The organism is Aneurinibacillus migulanus (assembly GCF_001274715.1).
Classification (GTDB): domain Bacteria; phylum Bacillota; class Bacilli; order Aneurinibacillales; family Aneurinibacillaceae; genus Aneurinibacillus; species Aneurinibacillus migulanus.
Genome location: NZ_LGUG01000004.1, coordinates 199728 through 224308, shown reverse-complemented (window position 1 = coordinate 224308; position 24581 = coordinate 199728). Strand labels below are relative to the sequence as shown.

The window sequence follows — 24581 nt, the reverse complement described above, 5'->3', positions numbered from 1 at the left end:
AGTATGAGTTAACCTGATTCAGCTTTAATTTGTATTTATTATGAACAACTATCTTAACTTGAATAAAAATTAGAGGAATGATACGATTAACGTGTAAATCATGTGCAACTTCGAAAATGCTAAAAAAGACCGCTTGGTGCTGGTAACACCAAAGCGGCCTATGCATAACAAGATGTCCCTGTAGGGATCATCGACTCAGAGAGACAACCCCCTAGAGCCGCTCAGCTTGCAAGAGGGTTGTCACTTTGTTAGTGCAACTATTGCTACGACTGCCTGGATTAAGCCAACGATTAGTAAGCCAAACGTTAGCATAAGCAAAATCACCTTATCAGTCTTCATCGCTCATCACCTCCTCGCTGTTCAGGATAATCCTAAGACAGCAACGGACGACTGATGAATCGATGCCCCTTACAAGCATAATCCATTATACAATGACAAAGCTATATCTTACCTGAAAGCTCTCTTGGACAAAAGACCGATGTGTTTTTCTGCCCAATATTCTTCTTTTCTTACTTCCCACCATCATAATTTAACTCACGTCTACTATTTCGACACCGACAAAATGGCTACGTATCGCTCATAGTTTGACGACTAATTCCAACTGTCAACTGTCCATTGTCAACTCTTGACCGCCCCTGCCTGTAGTAGCCCGTCAAAGAAAAAACCCGCAGACAATGCTGCGAGTTTTTACGTACCTTCTATTTAAAATACACATCATTAATATAATAATTACCTGTTCCATTGAAGCGAAGCTCGATATGTCCTGTAATGTGCTCCTTCTCCTTCGTCAGCCACGGGAACCGAGCCTCGGCAACCGTATCTTTATCGAATGGGCTATAGTAATAGAGATATTGTTCTTCCCGGTCGTTCGTAGAGCTTAATGTGCGCGGGTCTGTACTGCGAGGCGCATCGCGGAAGTCGATGACACGCTCACCGTCATACAGGAATTCAGCAGAATTCGCTGCCAGCGTATACATTATTTTATCCTTATACATGATACGTATGACCCCTGTAGCAGTAGCTGATTCCAGCTTCTTGCCTGCTACGTCCTTGTATGGGATATATGTTGGTACCTTTACCTCTGTCGGTGTATTGAACACCTCTACCTCAATTTTAAAATCGTTTCCAAGATCCTTGCTTAGCTTCTTGTTATCACGTGAAGCTTTCATGTCTTTTAGCGCTGCGTTAATTTCTTCCACGGTTGGAATGTGGCTAGTTACTACCGTGTCGCTAACGCCTTTAGATTTGAGCCATTCATTCAACTGCTCATATGATGCAATCGCTTTGCCAGGTTTCGGCTGCATATCCTCCTTCTTATCCTGGGCAAATGCAGCAGGCGTAAATGCGAGCGAGCAAACAAGCAGGGATAATGCAGTCTTTTTCATCTTCACCTTTCAATTCCTCCTTATATATCTCTGTATTTGGATACGCTGCATGCTTTCGTAGCGTTGAAATAGGAAAAGAAGAACCAGAAGATAAGAAAATAATGTCTACAACTTCTTACCTCTTCCTTCCCTACTTCGCTGCCCGGTACATATACAGACGCATCAGGTGTTGCATTATGTAGATTCACTACGGTAGCACGATAAAATACGCATATCGATGTATCGCGTGTAATCCTTATGTCTTGCTAACTTACTTTTACCCTGAAAGATATTCCTTGAATCTCAAATACAGGGTAATTTTAAAAAATTTATCCAATTAAAATCGTAGACAAAAAAAGAGACGATGGCAATCATACCAACGTCTCTTCGTTTTCACGTCTTTTCTATTACAAGATTTCTCCGCAGTGAGTCTATCGTCACCGCAAGGCAGATCATAAATACGAACAAAATCGGGAAACAATACCTTGCCTGTCCCTCGAATACGAAGTACACTGCGATGAAGAAAGCACTATTGATGGCCGGGACTACGATAAGTCCTGGCACAAGCTCCCGCCTGCGGAACACGCCAAACAGGATGGCCTTCGCACATACCAAAATGTACAGAAAACCCGCGACACTCAAGGCATAAATGAAGAAGCTGCTGATGCCAAGGAATGTCCCCATATCACGCTCAAATTCCGTATTGTCCCATGGAATACCCATAGCCTGCCATTCAGCCTTCTCCCGGTCTTCCAATTCGTTCATTGCCCACGGCCGGAGGTCCCAGGCTCCAGCGAAGAATGTTTCTTTCGTCCGCAGAATACCAAGCTTAATGAATGCAAGTGGATTATCCATAATCCAACGCTTCGCTTCCGCCTTCAACACCTCACCGCGACGATAATCGTATTGGCCCTTCGACTCGCCATGCTTCCAATCCCACTTGATGCCTGCCATAGCTTCCTTATACGTATCTACTTTCTCTGCTGGCATCCAACCGCCGTCAGCGTTCATGTTGTTATTGTTAATGTAGAGGACGAAGCCTCCGTTATATGAGATAGGGATGAACGCACCGAATTTTTGATAGTTGCGGTACGTCCAAGGTGCAATGACCGCTGCTGCTAATACTGCTATTACGGCGAACGAAATCACTGCCCGCTTCCAATCCTTTGTCATAAGCCAGTATGTCACGGCGACAATAAGCGGATAGGCCAAAAAGAACGGCTTCGTCAATGCGGCCAGTCCGGTAATGATACCGATAAGGGCGACCCGCAGCCGCCAATCGAATCCGGCAACTTGCAGCCAGATAAGTGTCGCAAACAGAAACGTCAGCAGCACCTCTGAGCCAAGCACATTTGTATAGGCAATATAGGTCGGCAGAAGCGCGATAAGCGTATAGGCAGACAATATGACGAACTTCCGTCCAGTCAGCCGACACAATATAAACAGGAAAATCGCCATCGTAGCAACAGAAAGTAGCACATTGAACCATTTGCCTATCATTGGGTCCGGTGCTCCAGCCATCCGGTATAGATATCCGAGCACCGTCGGATATCCCATTCCCTGATAGGCCACCGGGTGACCACGTAGCGTAAAGCCCAGATGGTTAAATATGTTGGTTGCAATCGTATGATACACTTTGAAGTCCGAGACCGGTTTGGCAGGAATGTTCAAAATCCACCAGCACCGGAGCGCGATGCCCGCGATCGTGACAAGCGCAAGATATATCCAGCTTGCGGCGCCCAGCCGCTTCAACGTCTCCATATCTCTTTTGTCCTCCATCTATATAACTCATGCTTCCCACTTCCCTAGTACCCCTAAATCCCTGTAAATAAGCTACAGACTGGATTTTGATTATAAATCCAGTCTGTAGCGTGTTTTATAAAGTAGCACTTCACTCCGTGAGGGATTGTTAGTGAAATTTATCGGGCCTTTAAGGACAGTTTATTCTCTCTTTTTACCCATTCATTAGCTATAACGTAAAATTTTAGGATATCTTTCTCTTTTTTTTAAAATTTTTTATGAAATGATTATGTACATAGCCTTGAATTCACTTTCTCATTACTATCTACTTGATGAAGCGACACCCTCTCGTGGTAGAGGGTACGGAAAAGATGGAGAAAATCAGAGGCATCCAACCTCTTCTTTCTCTCACTCTCCTACCTCCAACCACGCTACCATGTCAAAATATCAAGTGTAATTTATATAGCTTCTCAAGAATTTGCTTTAGTATCGCTTCCATCTACTCGTCCCCCCGAGAGTGAAAGTCATCACTTATCAACTATCAACTACCAGGGCAGCAGACTGAGCACATATCCAAGCAAGGAGCCGAGCGCAAGCCCACCAAGCACTTCAATGCCATTATGGCCCATGCTTTCGCGTAGCTTCTTGTACGCCTTTTCCTTCTCGTTCATCCGGTTGAGGTGCGTCGCATGGCGGCCGACATGACGGCGCAGACCCATAGCGTCAATAATGACGATGTATGTAACGGCGACACCTAATCCGAACATCGGGGTAGCGAAGCCCTCGCGGAATCCGATGAGCATGACGATCGTCGTCATGATGGTCGTATGATTGCTCGGAAAGCCTCCGTTACCAATCCTGTCCCGTGCTTCAGAGCCGAACCGCAGGTAATTGACGCAAAACTTCATAACTCCTGCCACAAACCAGCCGATAAACGGCGCAATCGCATACAGCATGCTTCGTTTTCTTTCCCTTCCGTTGTCCTTATTTTATAAAAAGCATCTCATCCAAGAGTGCTTAAATATGGTATAATTTTCTCATTGTGTAATAGATCGTGCTTGTAAGGGGCATCGATTCATCAGTCGTCCATTGTTGTCTTGCGATAAGCCTGACAGCAAGGGGGTGATAATCGATGAAGACTGATAAGGTGATTTTACTTATGCTGACGTTTGGCTTGCTCATCGTCGGCTTAATCCAGGCAGTCGTAGCAATAGTCGCTTTAATAAAGTGACAACCCCCTTGCAAGCTGACCGGCTCTAGGGGGCTGTCTCTCTGAGTCGATAATCCCTACAGGGACATCTATTATGCATGGCCGCTTCGGTATTGGCAGTACCGAGCGGTCTTTTTAGTTTACTCAAACACTATTGTTTTAAGACTTGCATTTTAGAAATAATGAGCCTCTTTTTTGTTTATTCTACCACTAATACATGTTTTATACTACTTTTTATTCTCAAGTTGTGAGGTTATAGAGATTTTAAAATCATGGAAATTAACAGGTGAAAACCAGTCACTTCCAACTGTCCATTCTCAACTGTCAACCGTCAACTATTCAGGCAGAACGGGCCACCAGCAGAACACCAAGCATAATAAGCACGGTTCCCGCTATTTTGCCTGCCGAGAACTGTTCAGCGAATACGAAGTACGAGAACAGCGACACGATAATGAGACCCAGGCTCGTCATGAGCGGATAGCCCACGCTGAGCGGAAAACGGGTCAGCGAGTAGCTGTAAGCGCCCAGTGCGAGACCGAACGAGAGGATGCCCGTAAACAGGTACGGGTTAAGGAACAGCTTGACTAACAGGTGGGCGCTGCTGTCCATCTCCTGAGCTTGTCTGGCCGCCATTTTCAATAAAATGTTCGCCGCAGCATTTAATACGATGCCGAACGCTAATGCAATCCACTGTATCACAGTACATACTCCCTTATATACATCTGATTTGATAAATCGACACATTTTTGTGGTGGGAGGTAAGAAAAGAAGGAAGAGCAGGAGCGGTCGGAAAAAGACTCGCTGGCCTTTCTTCTGCCGGAGCACAGGGTGCATCCACCCTCTTCTTTTTTCCGAATCTCCTCCTTCCAGCCACGCTTCTCTGTCAAAATATCAAGTGTAATTTATATGGATGATGTTCAAAAAGTCCGGGAAAAACAGCGCTACGAAGTTCTGTTTGTCCTCCCTTTTGAACATACTCTTATAATTTCATCTTTTTGAAGATTGACTCCGGTATCAACCGGATGATCATCATAATCCAGCGCCAGAAGAACGGCGTATACAGCACGCTTTTACGGCTGCGGATCGCTTTGTAAATATCGTTCGCTACTTTCTCCGGCTTAGCAACGAGGAACATGCCTTCCTGTCCGTACGTCATCTTCGTATCTACGAAACCCGGCTTCACAGTTAATACAGTCACGCCTGCACTACTGAGGCGGTTACGCAGCCCTTGCAGATATAGAGATAGCGCACCCTTGGACGAGCCGTACGTATAATTGCTCTGGCGACCTCTATCCCCTGCTACAGAGGAAAGGGCGCAGATGAAGCCACTCTTCTGCTGTTCAAAGTAGCTTGCAAATCGATTTAGAATCGAGACGCACGATGTGTAGTTCGTATCAATCGTTCGTTTAACGATATCCATGTCTGTCTCTGATTCTTTCTGATCGCCCATATATCCATAAGCGAGCACGACGCCATCCAGTGTCGAAAACCGTTCAAGGCAGGAAGAGACAAACGCTTCGTGCGTGTCCATCGCCAGTGCATCGAAATGCGCAGGATAGACATCCACCTGGTTTCGGATGCGGAGATCATTGGACATCGCTTCCAGCTCGTCCATGCGCCGACCTGCCAGAATTAGATGGTGGCCTTCCTGGGCGAGCTTCGTCGCAATCGCCTGCGCGATACCGGAAGTAGCTCCTAATACAACAATATTCATCGGTTTATTCCTCCACGATTCCTAATCTCCGCGCCATCGAAGACGAGAAGATGTGATTCGGATCGATGCGATCCTTGATCGCACGGAACTCTTTTAGACGAGGATACATCTCGGCGAAATGCTCCGGCAGAAGCTCGGAATCCTTCGCTAGATAGACCCGGCCGCCGTAGCGGATAACGAGTTCGTCCAGTTCATGCAGAAATGTGAACAGCGACTCGTCCTTAATCGGGATATCAAGTGCAAGCGTATATCCCTTCTTCGGAAATGACAGCAGACCAGGGTTCTGTTCACCGGATGTCTTCAGTACTGCCAGGAAAGAAGAACGGTTTGAGCTGCTGAGACGCTCCAGCATTTGAATGAGTCCTTCTTTTCCTTCCGGCGGAAAGACAGCCTGGTACTGAACGAAGCCTTTCTTGCCATACATCCGATTCCATTTATAAATGGAATCGAGCGGATAGAAGAACGAATCGAAATATACGGTTTTGCGGACATTTTTATTTACACCATAGTACAGTGTATTGAACGATTTAATGCTCAGGTTATTCAGCGCAAAGGACGGGAAGTCGAACGGAATCGCCAGCTTCGGCCCATTCTTGAGCTTCAATGGCTCTGTGCCGGATCGAAGCGAAGCGGCGGACGCATAGTTACCGCGCATTAACACAGATTTGCCAAGCGAGTTGCCCCGTGCCAAACAATCGATCCAGGCGACGGAGAACTTGTACTTATCGTCCGACTCTGCGAATAATTCAAGCGCTCGTTCGATGTTAGGCGCTTTCTCATACAGGACATCATAGTAGGCGCTCTCCACCTTCTCCAGCCGGATGCGCGCGCTCACAATGATACCCGTGAGGCCGATGCCCCCGACTGTTGCCCAGAAGATGTCCGCATTGTGTTCACGCGAACAGTCAATGATTTCGCCTGACGCTAGCATCAGCTTGAAGTCCAGAATAAAGGACGAGACACAGCCGTCCAGATGGTGGTTCTTACCGTGCACATCATTGGCGATCGCACCGCCAAGCGTGACATACTTCGTCCCCGGTGTGACCGGGAGGAAATAGCCGCGCGGCAGAAATACGTTAATGATATCTTCAAACGTGACCCCGGCCTCGCATTCGAGCACGCCGGTCGTCTCATCGAATGACAGAATACGGTTGAGCTGCGTTGTCAGCAGCACACCACTCTGTTTGTTCAGCGGGGTGTCGCCATAGCTGCGCCCCATGCCGAACGCAATATAGTTATTCTGCAGGCCGGATTGAAGAATCTCCAGTACGTCCCGTCCGTTATCAGGACGGAACAGAAATCCTTCTTCCACAGGGTAGTTACCCCAGCCCGCTAATTTTGTTTTTACCGGTTTTATCATATTAGGTACAGCCTTCTTCCCTTATAGGTTTTACGAAAAATACTTGAGAATGATAATGACCGACAAAGCGTACAAAATAACAGTAAACAGAATATGCTTGTCCTTAAGCAATACTTCTTCCGGGCTTCCACCCTTGTCTTCCATATGAATAAGGTATAGATAACGGAAGATGCCATAAATAACAAGCGGTATGGTCGCCATCAGGTACTGCGTACGTCCCGATGTGAATGTGAAGAGCCCGTAGCTCATAATTGTCGCTGTCGTTACGATGCTGTTCAGCTGATTCAGCAAATCTTTGGAATACTTGTCCAATACTTTACGGTGTGAACCCATATTGTTCTCCAGCAGAATCAATTCATGCCGACGCTTACTAATCGCCAGGAACAGGGCGAGCAGCAGTGTACAAATAAAGAACCACGGCGTTACGGGTACTTCGATAACCAGTCCGCCGCCAAGCGCGCGGAAGACGAAGCCGAGTGCGATAATCATCACATCGACGATAACGACGTGCTTCAACTGAAACGAGTACCCTACATTCATGATGAAATAGACGAACAGCACAAGGCCGAACCTCGGCTCCAAGTACGCGGCAAGCGCCAGTGAGCATACGAGCAGAATCGCGCCGAATACGAGCGCCACATATGGGTTCAACGCCCCGGAAGCCATTGGACGGTGACGCTTCTTCGGATGCTGGCGGTCCGCCTCGCGGTCCACGAAGTCATTCAGGATGTAGACACATCCCGACACGAAGGAAAAGAGAAAGAATGCGACCAGAGAGCGAATAAGCATCTCCGTGTTTACATTCGGAAACGAAAAAATCAGCGCGGCAAAGACGAGCAGGTTCTTGGTCCATTGCTTGGGCCTTAACTGCCGGAACAATAGCACCGGAACAGGGGAGCTACTATACACCTTGCCTTCTACATTAGTAGATTGTGAGCGTGACATCATTACACCTCAATACGAATAATTTACGCGGACAGCGTAATCTCTCTTCTATTCCCACGTCGGAGCCACTCAACACATACAACGGTGCCGATGACAAGCAGGAAGAGAAGCGGAAAATTATAGCGCGCCTGCCCTTCGAATACGAAATGCACGGCAAGGAAAAACGAAAGATTCAGCGTAGGAATCAGCACGAGTTCGGAAGCGGCGTACGAGCGCCGGAATACACTCTGTACGAGCGGCTTGAGATTAAGCAGAACATAGCTTAGACCAAGCGTACTCAGAATGGTTATGATGATCCCGCTGAAGAAGATGAACGCATTCATATTCCGTTCATACACCTGCGGACTCCATGGCTGATTCTTGCCCTTGAAGTCGTTCATCGCCCATGCTCGTATATCCCAGGCTCCGTCGAAGAACATCCCATTTAGCCGAAGGATGCCCAATTCAAGGAACTTGCCTGGATGGGATAGAATCCACTTCTTCCCTTCTTCTTTAAGCAGGGGGTCCAGCTCGTGCGCAAGCTTCTCGCTGCGCTGTCCATTCTGGAGAATCTCATTCATCTGATTCCTTGTCTCTTGAGATACCGCGATTTTATCCAGCGGCATCCAGCCGCCTTTGACATTGTTATCATTATTATTGACGGCCAATACATACCCGGAGTTGTAGGATACGGGAATAAATCGTCCGAATTTCTCATAATTTCGGTATGTCCACGGTGCCATGACTGCCGCCATCACGAGTCCTGTCACTGTCAGGCAGACGAGTGCCTCCTTCAAGCCCTTCGTACGCATCCATACCACCAGGGCGACGAGCACCGGATACGCCATAAAGAACGGCTTCGTAAGCGCAGCACCTGCGATGAAGATTCCGAGAAGCGGATACTTCAGGTATGTAGGCAATGCCGAGACCTGCAGCCAGATGACTGCACAGAAGAGAAACGTAACGAATACCTCTGTGCCGATGACATTGTTATAGGCGATATAATTCGGCAAAAGGGCGAGCACCGTATATGCAGGATAAATAATCGATTTTCTGTCTGTCAGCCTGCGCAGAATGAGCAGGAACAGAATAAGAGTAAGCGATGAGCAGATGACGTTAAACATCTTGCCTGTCAGTACATCATGATTGCCCATAAGCCGGTAGAAGTAACCGAGCGCTGTCGGATACCCCATCCCCTGGAACGCGATCGGCTCTCCTAGATACGTATGACCACGATGGTAGAAGATGTTGACTGCGATATCCTGGTACGTCTGAAAATCATATATGGGACGATTCGGCACGGTCAGGACGAAGCCAAGCCGAAGCAAAATCCCCACTACCGTAACGATTGCAATGTAAATCCAGTTCATATCAATTTCCTCTTTCTGTCTGAACTTGTACTATTATAACAGAGTCTATAAACGTGTGAGCATAACAAATTCTTTTTTGTCCACTCAAAATTTGCTAAACTGGAAGCATATGTGTACAGAACTGCTGCAGGCACCCTGACAGCAGTTCTTCCATGTTACGATAGACATAAAGAAACAACAAGGAGACCTATGATGAGAAGCCGAATGGAAACGTATAATCACAGGAGCCTGACGGCATCCGTGCTGCTATGGCTAGCCATTATACTTTACGCCGTCCTTCTGTACCGTACCGCATGGATTACGGAGGATGCCTACATTACATACCGCACAATTGACAACTTTGTGAACGGCTACGGACTAACCTGGAATACAGACGAACGCGTGCAGGCCTATACCCATCCGCTATGGATGTTCCTGCTCTCGGCGATATATTCCGCCACGCATAATATGTATTTTTCCAGCATTGTATTCTCGATAGTCGTCTCGCTGACGGCTGTCGTACTATTCTCGACGCGAATCGCCTCTTCTGTACGGACGGCAGCACTCGGCGTGCTGGTGCTTGCTTTCTCCAAGGCATTCATGGACTACTCTACGTCTGGCCTGGAGAATCCACTAACACATCTGCTGTTAGTTGTGTTTTTCGTTCTGTATCTTACACGCAAGCCGGATTTGCGCGGCTTGTTCGGGCTTTCGCTTATTGCTGCGCTTGCGATGGTAAATCGGATGGATACGATTCTACTGTTCGCTCCGGCATTGGCCTGGGTATTCTTTAACTTCAAGACATGGAAAGCAGGCTTGCTGTCCCGTATCGGCGTGGCGGCACTTGGCTTCCTTCCCTTTATTCTATGGGAGGCTTTCTCATTGTTCTATTACGGCGTTCCTGTGCCAAATACAGCATACGCTAAATTAAACACAGGTATTGATGCGTTATCGTATGCGAAGCAAGGATTATTCTATCTAAAGAATTCTTTGTTCTATGATCCTGTCACCTTACCGGTTATCGTGCTCGGCTCTGTGATGCCGCTGCTAACAAAGAACTGGAAGCGAATTCCGATTGGCGTTGGTTCGATCCTATATATACTGTACGTGATTAAAGTCGGAGGCGACTTCATGAGCGGGCGCTTCTTGACCGCACCGCTACTCGTCGCAGTTATCGCATTCGCCAGTATGCCGCTGACGATGCCACGGAGAGCATGGATCGGGTCCGGCGCTGTAATTCTCGCACTTAGCTTGCTCGCTCCGTATCCTTCTCTGTTCAGTGATGCCTCGTACGGTACGGACCACAAAGGTTTAATCGATGAGCACGGCATTGCAGATGAACGTGCCTTCTATTATAAATCCGCCGGATTGCTCCGCATGCATGAAGGTGTGAAATTGCCCGATGCACCGCTCGTTACGAAAGGAAAGCAGTGGCAAGAGAAAGACATCTCACTGGAAAGTCATATTGGCTTCTTCGGCTTCTATGGCGGTCCGAAGCTGCATACGATCGATTCTTACGCCCTGGCCGAACCATTGTTGTCGCGTCTGCCGATTAGCGAGTATCCGAAATGGCGTATCGGACACTATATGCGAATCATACCGGAAGGCTACCGCGATACGATTCAGTCGGGCAAAAATCAGATTCATGATCCGAATCTCGCCGCCTATTATGACAAATTATCCTTCATTATTAAAGGGGATTTGTTCAGTACAAAGCGGATAAACGAAATCTGGAAGCTAAACACCGGAGCATACGATCATCTGCTGGCTGCGTACCAGCCGCCGCAAATACTGAAGCTCACTCAGGCTGATACCAATAAAATGATCGTTCTACCGCCAACAGGTGTGGAAGTGAAGCTCAGCCAGGTAGCCCATGCTAAGAAAGCGTACGTACATTTGAGCAACAATGACGATTATTACGCCGTCTTCCTGAACGGCGAGCAAGAGGTCGGAAATTTCGCCATTCCGGCAAAATCCGGGCCGAAGGACGGACTGCTACCGCATACGATTGATGTTCCCGACAAAGCGGCCGAGACGGGCTATGATCGTATCGTCATTCTTCCTCGCCTGCTGGATGGAAACAGCGATTTTGTCTACGCACTCCGTTCCTTGCAGCTTATGGAAAAGCAGTAAGAAAAACTCATGGGCGTTGCCGCTCGTCCTTTTTTCTAAGTAGCAACATCCACTTTTTTATCCATTAAATAAGCAAGTCCCCTCCTCCCGGCACCCATTGGTGCAGCGGAAGGAGGGGACTTTTTTGTTAAGGAAAATATACCTGTACAAGGGTGTTAATTATCCAGTACGAGCCAGAGTGGCTAGCCACCACACCGTGCCCCAAACGGGACGGCGGTTCGTCTCCCGCATGGAAGCCGGAGAGAGCCGCTTTTTGCCCTGGCCAGGCGGGACAGCAAAACATCTGGGTAGACGCGAAGAGAGAGACAATTGCTGTCCTCTTTCGCCCGGCCGGGAAAAGCCTACGCGTGTACCTTTCTCCCTCCACTATATGGATAATCCATAGGTGTAATATCTGCTTTTAATTTGCTTTCTCGATGTCGAACAGCTGGTTGTCCATCAAATAGATGTTGATTTTGTCACCCCGTCTTAGACTATCCAGGAACTGGTTAAGGTTCGGCTGACGGGCGAGCAAGCTATCTGGAATGTAATAACTACCTTGAGCAGTATATACCCGGTCACGATACGATCCATCAAGCTGAGTGAACGTAGTGGAGATTTTCTTCATCGCAACGATATTCTTCAGTCCGTTGGAGGCTTCAGAAATCTGCACACGATCTCCAGGCTGTAAAGCGGTAAGCGTTGTATAATTGCGATCGTTCACTTTAATGGAGCTTCCAGCCGGAACGGCAATTTCCGTCGTTACACCGTTGTAATCCTTGATGCGCATCTTGCTTATTTCTGCATTGACCGACACAACCTGACCGATCGTATTCGGCACGACAGCAAGAGACTTAAGTGTATCACCCATATACGTGACTTTGACGGTATCCCCAGTCTTCACGTCTGCGATACGTGGATACGTAACACCTGGTACGCTTATCGTTACGGAGCCGTCAAGGTAGAAGTAACGCGAATTACCACGGTCATTCTCCCCTGTGAAGCGGTTGGAGCCTTCATTCACATTGGTCACACGATAGATGTAAGAACGTTCTACCTCAATTTTGTTAACTGTATTGTTGTTCGAACTGTTTAGACGCATGTAAACATTGTCGTTTGCTCGCAAATCACCAATATCTCTGCTGCGCTCGTCATAAATAACAACATTCACGTTTTTATCTACGATATATACTTTAGTCTCACCTGTATTCAGCTTCACGGTCAGCAGACGATCATCCTTGTTGATGGCGATAACCTGCGCTCTCACACGGTTATCCGCATTCACATAAATAATCTTGTTATTCTGGTCAAGCTGCACAGTGATGTTCATGTTTGTTTTGATATCTGCTAATTTCGGATTCGAGACACCATCCACGATAAAGCTAGCCTCATTATCCGGCCTAACCTCGTAAGCAACCAGGTCGCCTTTGGTGTTCTTGAATGAAAGAATACGGTTGACTTTATCAATAGCGAATACTGTACCAGTCAATGCACTATCCTTGGACGTCTCAGGAGTAGCAGTACGGTTTTTGACCGCCAGCGATGACAAAAGATTATTGCTAAACTTCATGTCAATGCTGTCTCCGACCTTAATGTCTGCAAGTTGCGGCTGCGTCAAGCCTGGGATTGTAATCGCAGCATTATCAGCTACCCGATACACTTGCATGGTGCCTTTCGCATCCTGCACCGTAACAAATCTTTCAACCGTATTGACTGATTTTACCGTGCCGTTTAGACCTGCATCATTCTTGATTTCCAGTACGACGATTTTCGTTGCGACGCCGTCTTTCTGCTGAACCTGTACTGAATCGCCTGTACGCAAATCTTCCAGGGTCGGGAATCGTTTGCCCTTGTATTCAAGTACCGTATTGGTATTAAATTGAACAGCTTTGAACGCACCGCTCGCCGTCTTCACCATCATTAGCTTGCCTGCCATGTCAAGATCGTGCACGGTTCCCTGTACTTCGCTATCGGAGCCTTCGCGAACGAGCGTAATGCTGACAGCACTGCCTTCAGGCGACAGCGTAAGAAGAATCGCATCTCCCTTTGCCAGATCCTTTAGGCTACTTGCCGTACCTGTACTTGATGTTACCGGTGTCTGTTTATCAAGCTGATACGTTAGCAGCTCTCCGCTCACTGTTTTAACGACAAGCATGCCTTCCTCCGGATAGGCTTTCTCAACTTCAGCGCTGATTGTCCGGTTCATTTCCGCTCCATCAAGCACTTCCACATAGCGCAGGTTTCCATCTTCAACAATGACGAACAGTCGGGCAGATGGCTTCACCTGTCCAATATCGGCTGCTTTGCCGTTCCCATAGAAAATCGTATCTTTCGTTACCGAGTATGTAGCAAGCTGACCGCTTGTCCGCTTCATGCTAATCTTGTCCCCGGCCATTGCCTGTACGTAACCAGTGTGCATCCGGTCGTTCTCGATGTTCAAATGCTTTTCGGAACCGCTCAGCATGGCTGCAATCTCAGCACGTGTCACGGCACGATTCGGCTTGAAGGAATAGCCGTTCTTCTCCTGATAACCAGTGAGAAGCTCATATTTGCTGGCAGCCTTTACATAGCTGGCAGCCCAGTCCGGAATGTCCTTTTCGTCAGTAAACGTGCCTCCACCCTGCAAAGCAAGCAGATTAGCCTCGGATTCTTTACCGATCATGCGGACCATGAGCTGTGCAATCCACGCCCGCGTAGCCGGAGAATCAGGCGAGAAATTCTTTTCATCCGGTTTTAATAGACCTTTTTCAATAGCAAGCGCAATGTCGCCTTTCGCCCACTCTGGAACCGTGTAAGGAATCGTTCTTGTTTTATAAAGGGCTGACTGCTCGGCTAGGCCCATGTTACGGATGGCAAGTACAACAGCCTGAAGCTGAGTAACCGTTTCTGTCGGACGAAATGAGCCATCTTCGTATCCAGCGATAACATCACGTAGCGCAAGCTTGGTAACCGCCTGATTGGCCCAGTGGCTTTGGGCTACATCGCGGAAGCTTGCCTGAGATGCGGCCTGTGCTTCGGATGGAAGGCTAAGTCCTGTGACAGACAAAATCCCGGCGAGAGTCAAAGGAATGAACCGTTTCATATGTATCACGCTCCGTTAACTAAAATATGTAAACTAAAAAGATTGTAATAACGAAAGATGGCCTGTCAATGCACGCAAGATTAGCAGAAACAGGCGATTCTAGTATAGCATTATTCTATCATTTTTTCTATATTTTTCTTCTTGCAAAATACGCTATCCTTTATCCGTGCGCATTCCGTTGCGCCGTGTCCGTGCCGAGGACATCATAACCCCAATGCCACAGGCGGCTCCCGCTCCGTCCAGCCATACATCCAGTATCATTCCGTTGCGACTCGCCGTGAATGCCTGATGCAGTTCATCAGAGGAGGCATACAATACAGCGAGGAACAGCGCCAGCAGCGCATTGCGCCAGCCTTTCAGTTTAAACGCTCGTAGCACTCGGCTAAGCAGGAAGCCCAGCACGAAATAACTGATAAAATGTGCTCCCTTACGGATGAAAAATTCAAGAAATGCGGGTACGCCAAGATTAGCAATGCTGATTTCTTTTTTACCATACATAAAGTTTACCCAGGAGAACCAGCGGATGAAGAAGTCCTTGTCCACATACTGACGCAGTAGGGGCTGAATATTTTGTTTGTCATACGGAATCGAAGAGGAAATAAAAATACTGCCAGCAATGATGAGGACCGGCAGCCAAATCCATAGTTTTTTCATCGGTTCTGCTTCACTCTTTCTTGCGTTTTCAGCCATATCACCTATATGTTCTTATGGAGAGGAGGTAAGAAGAATGCTAAAAATTAATGCAGCAGCTTTTCAATCTCCTCTTTCGATAAATCAGCTGCTTGTGCCAGCTTCTCTATATCTGTAATACCGAGTCGCAGCAGATTTTTCACCACTTCCAATTTACCTTTGGCTTCTCCCCTTGCTTCTGCCCTTTCAATCATATCATCAAGCGTGCGTTCAAGATTATGCATCATCATCTCAACTTCTCCTTCCTTTGCCTGTTCAATCGCTTTTCTTGTCTGATCTTGCAGCTCATACGGTACACGCTCTACAAAAATATGAAGCAGCCAGGAACGAAACAATTGAAACTCTTCAGACGACAGCTGCTTAAGCGTATATACCAGCTTTCCCAGTCGGGCACGTAGCTCTCTGTCATCAACGTGCTGGTCAAGCAAGAACACCGTTCCAATTACATTTGTTACTTGTAATAACTCTTCTTCTGTATAACGGTTAACATCCAACAAAATATAGGAAAAATCAAGCACATGGTCAGAAAATAGTTCATGCGCATTCAATGTTTCTTTATATGTCTGCGCCACCGTCCATTCTTGTTTTCCGTTATATAATACGATTGGAACAATCACAGGAAGTCGAAAATCTTTACGAGAGGCTTCGTTCTTCCCTGTATTCTTTAGCACATCACGCCAAATCTCTACCATATATAAAAGAAGGCGAAACGGCATTTGAAAGTCTACGCTTGATTGCATTTCCAGCAGCACGTAGAAAATAACTTCTTGTTCTTTTATTTTCACACGATATACCAAATCAGCTTCTTTATCAGCAAAGTCCTGCAAAATATAAGATTTGTCCACTTTAATGACATGCGTATCATCAATTTGTTCTATCCATCCCTGTTTGACAAAACTGCGAAGCAAATCAACAAATACCTTCTTACTTGATAATAAATATTTGTATCCTTTATCGTGCGGTTGATGCTTATGAAGGGACGGATTGCGTGTCATAAGCTCCACTCCTATTCCTTTATTATATCATGAACCGCTTTTGACCCGATTTCCTTTATGTACTTCTCTATGCACAGCAAAAAACCTGCCAACTTTGACAGGTCTATATAAATTACACTTGATATTTTGACAGGGTAGCGTGGTTGGAAGTAGGCGATTCAGAAAAAGAAGAGGTTGGATGCGCCCTGCGCTCCAGCAGAAGAGAGGCCAGTGTGTCTTTTTCCGACCGCTCCCGCCCTTCCTTCTTTTCTTACCTCTCACCACAAGAATATGTAAATTGATAAAGTGAGATGTATATAAATATATATTTGACTTGATGAATCGATATGCTTTGGTAGCTTGAATATGGTTGATAGCTGAATTTAACTATCAACTGTAAATTATCAACTTTCAACTGCTTTTCCATAACGCCTGTAACCACATAGCGCTGCGGGGCCGGTCCTTATAACAATCGAACGGTGTCGCACAATAAAAATCCCCCTGCAGAAAACTCTGCAGGGAGATTGAATAACGTTCATCATCTATCTATTTATATTCCTTACCCATTGTAATCTGTTTAATCCGTCGCACTGTTTCAAGCAACGGCTTCTTCTTCTGTCCGACCCAGCCAATGAGCTCAGCCATCAATTGCAGAACTACGAGCAATACACCCACAATGATGAACGCACCCCAGAGGTAAGACTGCGAGAATACAATCGCAGCAGTTGCAAACAATACACTAAGCCCATAAATCGCCAGCACTGAACTGCGATGAGAGAGGCCTATCGCCAGAAGACAATGATGCAGATGCTCTTTATCCGCGACTGAAATTGGCTTCTTGTTCAAGTAGCGACGCAGCATGGCAAAAATCGTATCTGACAACGGTACACCAAGAATAAGAATCGGCATAATGAATGCAAACAACGTCACATTCTTAAAGCCCATAATCGATAACGCCGCCAGATTGAAACCAAGGAATAGCGCCCCGGTATCTCCCATGAAAATCTTGGCCGGGTGAAAATTATAACGCAGGAACCCAACGATGCCGCCCAGCAGAATCGCACAGTACAGGGCGACTACAGGGTTAGGCATGACGAACAGGGCCACAATCATAATAGCGGCGGTGGCAATACCCGATACACCAGCGGCAAGACCGTCCAATCCGTCAATAAGATTCACAGCATTAGTAATACCGATAATCCAGAAAATCGTAATTGCAATAGCAATCCAATCCCAGCCAAAGCTTAGAATGCCCTGGAACGGAAGATTTATGAACTCAATGCGTAAGCCATAGAATACAACAACAGCAGCAGCCGCAATCTGACCCAGCAGCTTCAGCTTCGGAGATAATTCAAATCGGTCATCTAGCGCACCGACCAGTACAATAATCGTACCGCCGAGGAAGATGCCAAGCGCTTCGCGCGAGCTAATTCCCATATCCTCCAAAAACGGCGGGAACAACAGCCAGTAAGCAAGCGAAAAGCCTATATAGATCGCCAATCCGCCCATGCGTGGCATTAATCGTTGGTGAACTTTCCGGTGATTGGGCTTATCCACGGCCCCGATATAGATGGCGAACTTTTTCACAAGAGGTGTAGCGATGAGCGTCACGACGAGTGAAAGAATAAACCCGTATACGTAGTTCATGTTTCCTCTCCTTAATGTTTCGTTCAGTTTTCTTACTTTATTTTCTGCGTAGTATAACCTGATTCCATATTACGGATAATGCAAACTTGGGCAGCAGCAATTGTCTTCTCCAACGCTTCGGCTGTGACAGCAAGCGATACATCCATTCCAAGTTCAACTTCTGCCAGAAGATCGGCGCCCGCTTAACCTTACCTGAAATGACGTCAAGGCTGCCTCCTACACCCATCGCCAGGTTAACAGGGAGTTCCGGCATATGCCGTGCAATCCACTCTTCCTGACGCGGCGCTCCAAGCGCCACAAACAACAGGTGCGGACGTTCCCGCCGGATGTGCTCAAGAATCTGTTTTTCCTCTTCCTGAGAGAAATACCCATCAAAGTGCCCGCTACAACAGGCATGCGGATATTGTTCTTTTAGTTTCTCCGCTGCACCCGCGCAAGATTCCGGGGAAGCTCCGACCAGAACGTATTTCCACCTGTATGTATTGGCTTGCACCATTAGAGCGTGAAGCAATTCATAGCCTGCCACACGTTCTGGAAGCGGCTGCCCAATCCAACGGGACGCGAGCACGACACCGATGCCATCCGGTGTAACAACCTGCGAGCGCTTCAACAGTTCCATATAGGAAGCACTCTGTCGACCTAGCATGACAATCTCGGGATTGGCAGTTACTACTTGAGTTTGCTTATTTTCTTCAATGCGGCGGGTGAGAACATCGACCGTTTCCTCTTTTGTAGCATGGAGAAACGGTACCCCCAGAATAGTGACCCGCTTTTGTGTATCCATCGTTGTCTTCATCCATTTCCAACTTTCATTTGTACATACATCAAGACAGTATAGCCTGTCACTAGGTTGCACCGCCTCCATTTTATCTCAGATCGGGCAAAAGCACAAACAAAAAAAGAAGCTGTTTCTTGACAAGTATCCTCGAAATTTGTAGAGCAAAATGCAGAGTACCTAGCGGCTCGTCTCTTTGAAGCGCTATGCACGTTATTTTACTTTATCGGTTTCGCCGGAACTCCCACTGCTGTACAGTGAGCGGGCAGCTTCCGAGTTACGACTGCACCGGCTCCTACAATGGCATAGGCCCCCACTTCCACGCCGGGAATCACAGCTGAGCCTGTACCCGTCTGCACACCTTCACGGATGGTAACATTGCCGGACAGATTCGTGCCTGGCAAGATGGCCGCGTACGATTCGATGGTACAATCATGCCCGACTGTACAGCCATAATTGATAATAACATGGCTTCCGAGCGTAACATTCGTAGTGACGATGCTCCCGGCACATATCATCGTGCCTTCGCCAATGACATTCTCATCGCCGTATACGGCAGTCGGATGAATGAGTGTAGCAAACCGGATGTTCGGCTGTAACTCCTGTACTCTTGCGACCGCCTTCTTCTTTCCTTCCGGGTGGCTGAATCCGCAAATAACATATACACCCTTAAGCCAGTCTTCCGCCAATATCTCCGTCGATCCCAGTACAGGGAAGCCATTACGTACCTGTCCGTGAATCGCCTCATTATCATCAATATAGCCAAGAAGCTCCCATTCAAGGCGTACCTTGTTAATATCTTTAATTAATTGGGCGGTCTCTCTACCATGTCCACCTGCGCCAAGAATGGCAATTCGTTTTAACATATCATGCATCCCTCCCTATGTAAACACCCATTGTATGACGAAAAAGGTAATATTAAGGAAGCTCTATCGCTCTTGCCTTCCCTCATCCATAATAGCTTCGATACCATGCCACAAATGCATCTAACCCTTCTTTTAGCGGGGTCTCTGGACAATAACCCGTGTCGCGAATTAATTCCTCGATATCCGCATATGTATCCTTGACATCGCCAGGCTGCATGGGCAGCCATTCCTTTATCGCTTTTCGACCAAGCGCTTGTTCAAGCGTTTCAACGAAGGTAAGCAGTGGAACAGGTCGATGACTTCCTACATTATAAATACGGTAGGGTGGATGGCTAACCGTAGGGTCGTCCCACATCGTTTCCCCATCAGGCCTTGGCCCAGGGATGCGATGCATCAACCGAATAACCGCTTCGACTGCATCATCAATATACGTAAAATCGCGTTTCATTTTTCCTTCATTAAATATTCGAATCGGCTCCCCTGTAAGGATCGCCTGGGCAAACGAAAAGTAGGCCATGTCCGGACGTCCCCACGGACCATATACCGTAAAGAAACGGATGCCTGTCGTCGGAAGCTTATAGAGATGGCTGTATGTATGAGCCAACAACTCGTTGGCTTTTTTCGTAGCCGCATATAAGCTGACTGGCCGATCAGTTGCATCCTGTTCGGAAAAAGGCTGTTTGCGATTCGCGCCGTAAACAGAGCTTGATGAAGCGTATACAAGATGCCCGATACCGAACGTGCGGCACGCTTCCAATATATTCACGAATCCTGTCAGATTAGAATCAACATATGCATGCGGATTCTGTAAGCTGTAACGGACCCCTGCCTGTGCAGCCAGATGAATGACGATAGCATAGTCATTGGAAGCAAATGTCGCTTCGATGGTTCCCCTGTCTTCTAATGCCGCGTGAACGAAAGTAAAACCATGTCGTTCACGAAGAATTTCCAGACGTGCTCGCTTTAGCGATACGTCATAATAATCATTCAAGTTATCCAGCCCGGTGACGGCGTATCCTTCGTCCAATAGACGACGGGCGACATGAAAGCCAATGAATCCGGCGCAGCCTGTCACCAAGATGTGCGTGTCGTATGTCATGCTCATGTTACTCCCTATCTTCTTTCCCTCGATTATACAGGAAAAAACACTTTCGTTACATTGCACAACTAGACCTCACTTGTGTTAGAAGTAAGACAAAGAAGGCGGACAAACCCGCTTGGATACAGGCAGTTCATAATGTAAAATAAAAGTAGTGGCTGTTCGTCTGTTAGAAGATTATAAGGAAACAACCAAGGAGTTTTTGAAGGCAAAAGAAAGCCCTACCTCCAAATATAAAATGAAAGAAAGTGAGGACCTGAAAATGGAAGAAACATTAAAAAGAATGTTAGCTGAATTGCAGACAATTAAAGAAGGCCAAAGTAAAATCGAACAACGAATGGAAGCACTAGAGTCTGGACAAAAAGACTTAAAATATGACATACAAAAGCAAATAAACGGACTGACCGAAAAAATTCTTGAAAAAATAGATCAAAAAACTACCGAAATAAAAAGCGAAGTCCGGCATGTAGCTACTACACAGGAAGAACAGCGCAGTGTAATTGACTTACTTTCTTCCCGTTCCATTCAACATGAAGCAGCACTGAAAAGAAAAAATTAAATCACACCTCTAATCTCTCCATCGTCATAAAAATCATCCGCAAACCAACTATCATGGAAAAGCACAGGATAAAAATAAAAAACCCTGCCGTCTAAGCCGACAGGGGAGAATACATCACGCATCCGATTGGACTACACGAGCTCATCTACTTATTCTCTTTATCCTCTTTATCCGGTTTATTACCTTTATCCGGCTCTACCGTTACGTCCTTCTCACCGATAAGCACACCCTTGATCTTGACAGAGATCGTAGTCGTTCCGGGCTTATGAGCATGAAGCTTGCCTTTCTTATCAATGGTGGCTACTTCCGGATTGGATGATATCCATTCTACACCGGAACGGATCGTGAAATAACCCGGGAACTCCACTTTCAATGTCACCTGTTTTTCTTTACCCGGTGAAAGCTTGCCTGGCTGAACAACTATATCAGTATTTTTACGGGCAAATGCGCTAATAAAAATGTCACGCACCTCGTTGTTCCGATCGAATTCACGAACCAGACGCTTTCTAATCTCAAGTACATCCGTCGTCGTAATACCGACTTCCGCCAGCTTAACACCGAGTTTCCTGAACTTTCCGTGCTGCATCATACGGGCGATTGCATCGCTTATCATGTCATCAAGAGGTTTGTCGATATTCAGCATATGACTCATGACGAGATCAGCCATAACCTGTCGCTCCAGCATCTTCGCAAACTCCAGCAAGTCTTCTTGCTTAAATTCGGTACCGAAAATCTTAGTCCATGTACGGTAATGATTCTTCTTAAAGGCAAGGAGTGAAGCGATTGTATCTTCTGGCGTATACATGAGCGCCAGCATGTCACGGAGCATAGCAGATGCTTCTTCCGGCGTCACCCCTTTTGCTTTCATCTTTTCTACTGCTTGCGGATTCTGAAAAATCTGGTCACGCCACCAATTCAGTGGCTTTGTGCGGACTTCATCCCGCATCTGACGCAGCCTGTTCTTTTCTTCTGGTGACAGGGAGTTCAAGAGTTCGATGGCTTCTTTTGCGTATTTTCGCACAATGTCAAGCTGTTCCTGACTTATGCCGATGCCTGGCGCGGCCGACGACGGGGCCGGCATCAATGCGGCTGCGGACGGTACAGCGACTGAAAGAGCGAGAAGCGACGGAATAAAGCGGCGACGAAATGTAGTTTTCATGAGTAATTTCCTTCCTCTCTTGAGCGTTTTATAATATCGATGTCATATGTAAAACCAAGGGTGTTGATTATCCAGTACCATCCAGAGTGGATACCACCACACCGTGCCCCAAACGGGCGTCGGTTCGTCTCCCGCACGGAAGCGTAGAGGGCCGCTTTTTGCCCCAGCCAGGCGGGACTGCAAAACATCTGGGTAGACACGAAGAGGGAGACAGTTGCTGTCCTCTTTCGCCTGGCTGGGGCAACCGCTCGGAAAGGGAGACGAAAGGCCTTGTTTGTGTCCCGTTGTGGTAGTCTTTTCCTCTCGGAACAATCAACACCCTTGGTATCCATAGATGGATAGAAAAGAATGACGCGTACGGCGTGCGTCCCCTTTGTTTTTCTGTGTGGAGCGTGTGGCGCCACGGACGAAATCGACCGGCAACTGTCTCCCGCACCGAGAGGCCCAGATGCCGGTCCGGCCTTGGCGCCACAAAGCGGCCGTATCTCTTCCTTGCGAGAAAAAGACGAGGGAACACGCCGACGCGTGCACCTTCTTTCTTCCAGTCTATAGATAATCAACAGGTGTGATGTAAAGCATGAAGCGACACGAATAAATAAGCCCCACAGCCGGGATGACTGCGGGGCGGTTCGTTCTTTATTTTATTTCCTGCATACCGTACAGTTTATGAATCAGCACAGCGGCCTGTGCCCGATTTGCTTTTTCTTTCGGTCCGAACTTGTTACCGTTCATACCGTTAAGAATTTTCTGCTCGGTAAGCGTAGCAACATCTTTCTGTGCCCAGGAAGCGATACGCTTTTGGTCTTTAAACTGGGCTAGCGTCTCTAGTTTTCCGTTACTGCTCTGTAATAGCTGCGCCACCTCTAAGGCACGCGCTGTCATGACAGCCATCTCTTCGCGCGTAATCGTCGCGTTCGGACTGAATTTCGTTTTGCTTACGCCGCTGACGATGCCGAATTTGGCAGCAACCGCGACATCATGCGCGAACCAGTCGTTTGCTTTAATGTCCGTAAACGCCGTTTTTGGTGGATTGGGCTCTTTTTTATCCAATTTAAGCGCTTGAATGAGCAGGTGCGCATACTGGGCGCGCGTCACATTTTGCGTCGGAGCGAATTTCCCCGTGCTTACACCGACCAGGATACCTTCAGCAGCGAGCGTTTGGATAGCGTCTTTAGCCCACGGTACTTTAGCGATATCGGAGAAGGCCGGTGCAGGCTTCTTGCTTGGCTCTGGATCAGCAGGCATGTCCACAGGCGGAACAGGTTGATCCGACTGCTGTACCGGAGCTGGTGCAGGTGTTTCCTGATTTATCGGTGTTTCTGGATTTTTTGGCGTTTCTGTTTGATTCGAAGGTGTTTCAGGCTTTGTCGGAGGCGTTACAGGTGAATCAATGACTTCATCCTTTGCCTTCATCGCATCATCTACTGTAATGTTCGCTGCCTCGATTTCTTTTTTCAGCTCCTGATATTTCTGCGGCTCTACGGTTGTACGCACCGCGTCCTCAGCCACTTGCTCAAGCGACTTGTCCGGCGACATCAACATATCGACCATCGCTTTTTCTTTTATCTTCTGCTGTTCCTCCGGTGTTAGCTTCTGCAGCAGTTCTTTTATCACTTCCGTCTTATCTACAGGCTCCGCAGCACTCGCCTGGGTTGCAGCAATTCCAGTCAAAGGGAAAGCGACCGAAGCCGCCAACAACGATAAAGCCAACTTACTGCGTAATCCATTCTTTTTCTCCATTTTCTCATCCTCCTAAATATATAGGTTACACTTAATATTTTGATAGGGTAGCGTGGTTAGAGGTAGGAGATTCGGAAAAAAGAAGAGGTTGGATGCGCCCTGCCCTCCGACAGAAGAAAGGCTAGCGTGTCTTTTTCCGACCGCTCCCGCCGACCGCCCTTCCTTCTTTTCTTACCTCCCACCACAAAAATTTGTCGATTTATCAAATCAAATGTAT

General features: G+C 47.2%; 25 protein-coding genes. 5 read left to right on the top strand and 20 right to left on the bottom strand.

Going from position 1 to position 24581, the window contains the following annotated elements; all coding sequences use genetic code 11:
- Positions 1-698: 698 nt before the first annotated feature.
- On the bottom strand, positions 699-1391 hold the full coding sequence (locus tag AF333_RS02740) for a hypothetical protein (RefSeq protein ID WP_043067616.1): 693 nt from the start codon (positions 1389-1391) through the stop codon (positions 699-701).
- Positions 1392-1757: 366 nt separating this feature from the next.
- Entirely contained in the window at positions 1758-3125 is a 1368-nt protein-coding gene (locus AF333_RS02735; RefSeq protein ID WP_043067615.1) for a hypothetical protein, read from the bottom strand.
- A 262-nt stretch (positions 3126-3387) separates the two neighbouring features.
- Between AF333_RS02735 and AF333_RS34550 the strand changes: the two genes are divergently transcribed.
- Positions 3388-3561 carry a hypothetical protein gene (locus AF333_RS34550; protein ID WP_235496002.1) on the top strand — a complete coding sequence of 58 codons (174 nt, stop codon included), beginning with the start codon at positions 3388-3390 and terminating at the stop codon, positions 3559-3561.
- 88 nt (positions 3562-3649) lie between these two features.
- Here the strand turns inward: AF333_RS34550 and AF333_RS02730 are convergent, their stop codons facing one another.
- Together AF333_RS02730 and AF333_RS02725 are read right to left on the bottom strand one after the other, a co-directional pair.
- Positions 3650-4060, bottom strand: a complete 411-nt coding sequence (locus AF333_RS02730; RefSeq protein WP_043067614.1) for a divergent PAP2 family protein — start codon at positions 4058-4060, stop codon at positions 3650-3652.
- 593 nt (positions 4061-4653) lie between these two features.
- On the bottom strand, positions 4654-5058 hold the full coding sequence (locus AF333_RS02725; protein WP_043067728.1) for an SMR family transporter: 405 nt from the start codon (positions 5056-5058) through the stop codon (positions 4654-4656).
- Here AF333_RS02725 and AF333_RS34545 point away from each other — a divergent pair.
- Positions 5042-5215, top strand: coding sequence for a hypothetical protein (locus tag AF333_RS34545; protein ID WP_235496000.1), 174 nt, complete (start codon positions 5042-5044; stop codon positions 5213-5215). The genes AF333_RS02725 and AF333_RS34545 overlap by 17 nt on opposite strands.
- A 78-nt stretch (positions 5216-5293) precedes the next feature.
- Here the strand turns inward: AF333_RS34545 and AF333_RS02720 are convergent, their stop codons facing one another.
- The 4 genes from AF333_RS02720 to AF333_RS02705 are packed head-to-tail and all read right to left on the bottom strand — an operon-like array spanning position 5294 to position 9682.
- Positions 5294-6028: an SDR family oxidoreductase gene (locus AF333_RS02720; protein WP_043067613.1), complete on the bottom strand. Its 735-nt coding sequence runs from the start codon at positions 6026-6028 to the stop codon at positions 5294-5296.
- 4 nt (positions 6029-6032) lie between these two features.
- Entirely contained in the window at positions 6033-7388 is a 1356-nt protein-coding gene (locus AF333_RS02715) for an FAD-binding oxidoreductase (RefSeq protein WP_043067612.1), read from the bottom strand.
- Positions 7389-7418: 30 nt separating this feature from the next.
- Entirely contained in the window at positions 7419-8333 is a 915-nt protein-coding gene (locus AF333_RS02710) for a decaprenyl-phosphate phosphoribosyltransferase (protein WP_139188873.1), read from the bottom strand.
- A gap of 23 nt (positions 8334-8356) precedes the next feature.
- Positions 8357-9682: a glycosyltransferase family 39 protein gene (locus AF333_RS02705; RefSeq protein ID WP_043067610.1), complete on the bottom strand. Its 1326-nt coding sequence runs from the start codon at positions 9680-9682 to the stop codon at positions 8357-8359.
- 192 nt (positions 9683-9874) lie between these two features.
- Here AF333_RS02705 and AF333_RS02700 point away from each other — a divergent pair, with 192 nt between their 5' ends.
- Together AF333_RS02700 and AF333_RS32575 are read left to right on the top strand one after the other, a co-directional pair.
- Positions 9875-11794 carry a glycosyltransferase family protein gene (locus AF333_RS02700; RefSeq protein ID WP_043067609.1) on the top strand — a complete coding sequence of 640 codons (1920 nt, stop codon included), beginning with the start codon at positions 9875-9877 and terminating at the stop codon, positions 11792-11794.
- Between the two features lie 124 nt (positions 11795-11918).
- Positions 11919-12179 (top strand): hypothetical protein, encoded by a 261-nt coding sequence (locus AF333_RS32575; protein ID WP_139188872.1) that lies wholly within the window; start codon positions 11919-11921, stop codon positions 12177-12179.
- Between the two features lie 15 nt (positions 12180-12194).
- Here AF333_RS32575 and AF333_RS02695 read toward each other — a convergent pair whose 3' ends face one another.
- The 8 genes from AF333_RS02695 to AF333_RS02665 all read right to left on the bottom strand — a co-directional run bounded on the left by AF333_RS02695 (position 12195) and on the right by AF333_RS02665 (position 20906).
- Complete coding sequence (locus AF333_RS02695) at positions 12195-14855, bottom strand: S-layer homology domain-containing protein (RefSeq protein WP_043067607.1); 2661 nt, start codon at positions 14853-14855, stop codon at positions 12195-12197.
- A gap of 153 nt (positions 14856-15008) precedes the next feature.
- Entirely contained in the window at positions 15009-15545 is a 537-nt protein-coding gene (locus AF333_RS02690; protein WP_052812296.1) for a VanZ family protein, read from the bottom strand.
- 47 nt (positions 15546-15592) lie between these two features.
- Positions 15593-16540 (bottom strand): Rpn family recombination-promoting nuclease/putative transposase, encoded by a 948-nt coding sequence (locus tag AF333_RS02685; RefSeq protein ID WP_074714884.1) that lies wholly within the window; start codon positions 16538-16540, stop codon positions 15593-15595.
- Between the two features lie 27 nt (positions 16541-16567).
- On the bottom strand, positions 16568-16804 hold the full coding sequence (locus tag AF333_RS34540; RefSeq protein WP_235495998.1) for a hypothetical protein: 237 nt from the start codon (positions 16802-16804) through the stop codon (positions 16568-16570).
- Between the two features lie 261 nt (positions 16805-17065).
- Entirely contained in the window at positions 17066-18166 is a 1101-nt protein-coding gene (locus AF333_RS02680) for a glycosyltransferase family 4 protein (protein ID WP_043067606.1), read from the bottom strand.
- A gap of 37 nt (positions 18167-18203) precedes the next feature.
- Positions 18204-18950, bottom strand: coding sequence for a WecB/TagA/CpsF family glycosyltransferase (locus AF333_RS02675; protein WP_235356693.1), 747 nt, complete (start codon positions 18948-18950; stop codon positions 18204-18206).
- Positions 18951-19159: 209 nt separating this feature from the next.
- On the bottom strand, positions 19160-19807 hold the full coding sequence (locus tag AF333_RS02670) for an acetyltransferase (protein ID WP_043067604.1): 648 nt from the start codon (positions 19805-19807) through the stop codon (positions 19160-19162).
- An 82-nt stretch (positions 19808-19889) separates the two neighbouring features.
- Positions 19890-20906, bottom strand: coding sequence for an NAD-dependent epimerase (locus AF333_RS02665; protein WP_043067603.1), 1017 nt, complete (start codon positions 20904-20906; stop codon positions 19890-19892).
- Between the two features lie 262 nt (positions 20907-21168).
- On the opposite strand from AF333_RS02665, the gene AF333_RS02660 reads away from it, so the two are divergent.
- Positions 21169-21465, top strand: coding sequence for a hypothetical protein (locus AF333_RS02660; protein ID WP_235495994.1), 297 nt, complete (start codon positions 21169-21171; stop codon positions 21463-21465).
- 145 nt (positions 21466-21610) lie between these two features.
- Here AF333_RS02660 and AF333_RS02655 read toward each other — a convergent pair whose 3' ends face one another.
- From AF333_RS02655 to AF333_RS34530, 4 genes are all read right to left on the bottom strand, one after another.
- Positions 21611-22624, bottom strand: coding sequence for an Ig-like domain-containing protein (locus tag AF333_RS02655; RefSeq protein ID WP_043067601.1), 1014 nt, complete (start codon positions 22622-22624; stop codon positions 21611-21613).
- Positions 22621-23184, bottom strand: a complete 564-nt coding sequence (locus AF333_RS34535) for a hypothetical protein (protein ID WP_235495985.1) — start codon at positions 23182-23184, stop codon at positions 22621-22623. The genes AF333_RS02655 and AF333_RS34535 overlap by 4 nt, the downstream gene beginning before the upstream one ends.
- A gap of 76 nt (positions 23185-23260) precedes the next feature.
- Positions 23261-24364 carry an S-layer homology domain-containing protein gene (locus tag AF333_RS02645; protein WP_052812294.1) on the bottom strand — a complete coding sequence of 368 codons (1104 nt, stop codon included), beginning with the start codon at positions 24362-24364 and terminating at the stop codon, positions 23261-23263.
- Positions 24365-24420: 56 nt separating this feature from the next.
- Entirely contained in the window at positions 24421-24570 is a 150-nt protein-coding gene (locus AF333_RS34530) for a hypothetical protein (protein ID WP_235495983.1), read from the bottom strand.
- Between the last annotated feature and the right edge of the window lie 11 nt (positions 24571-24581).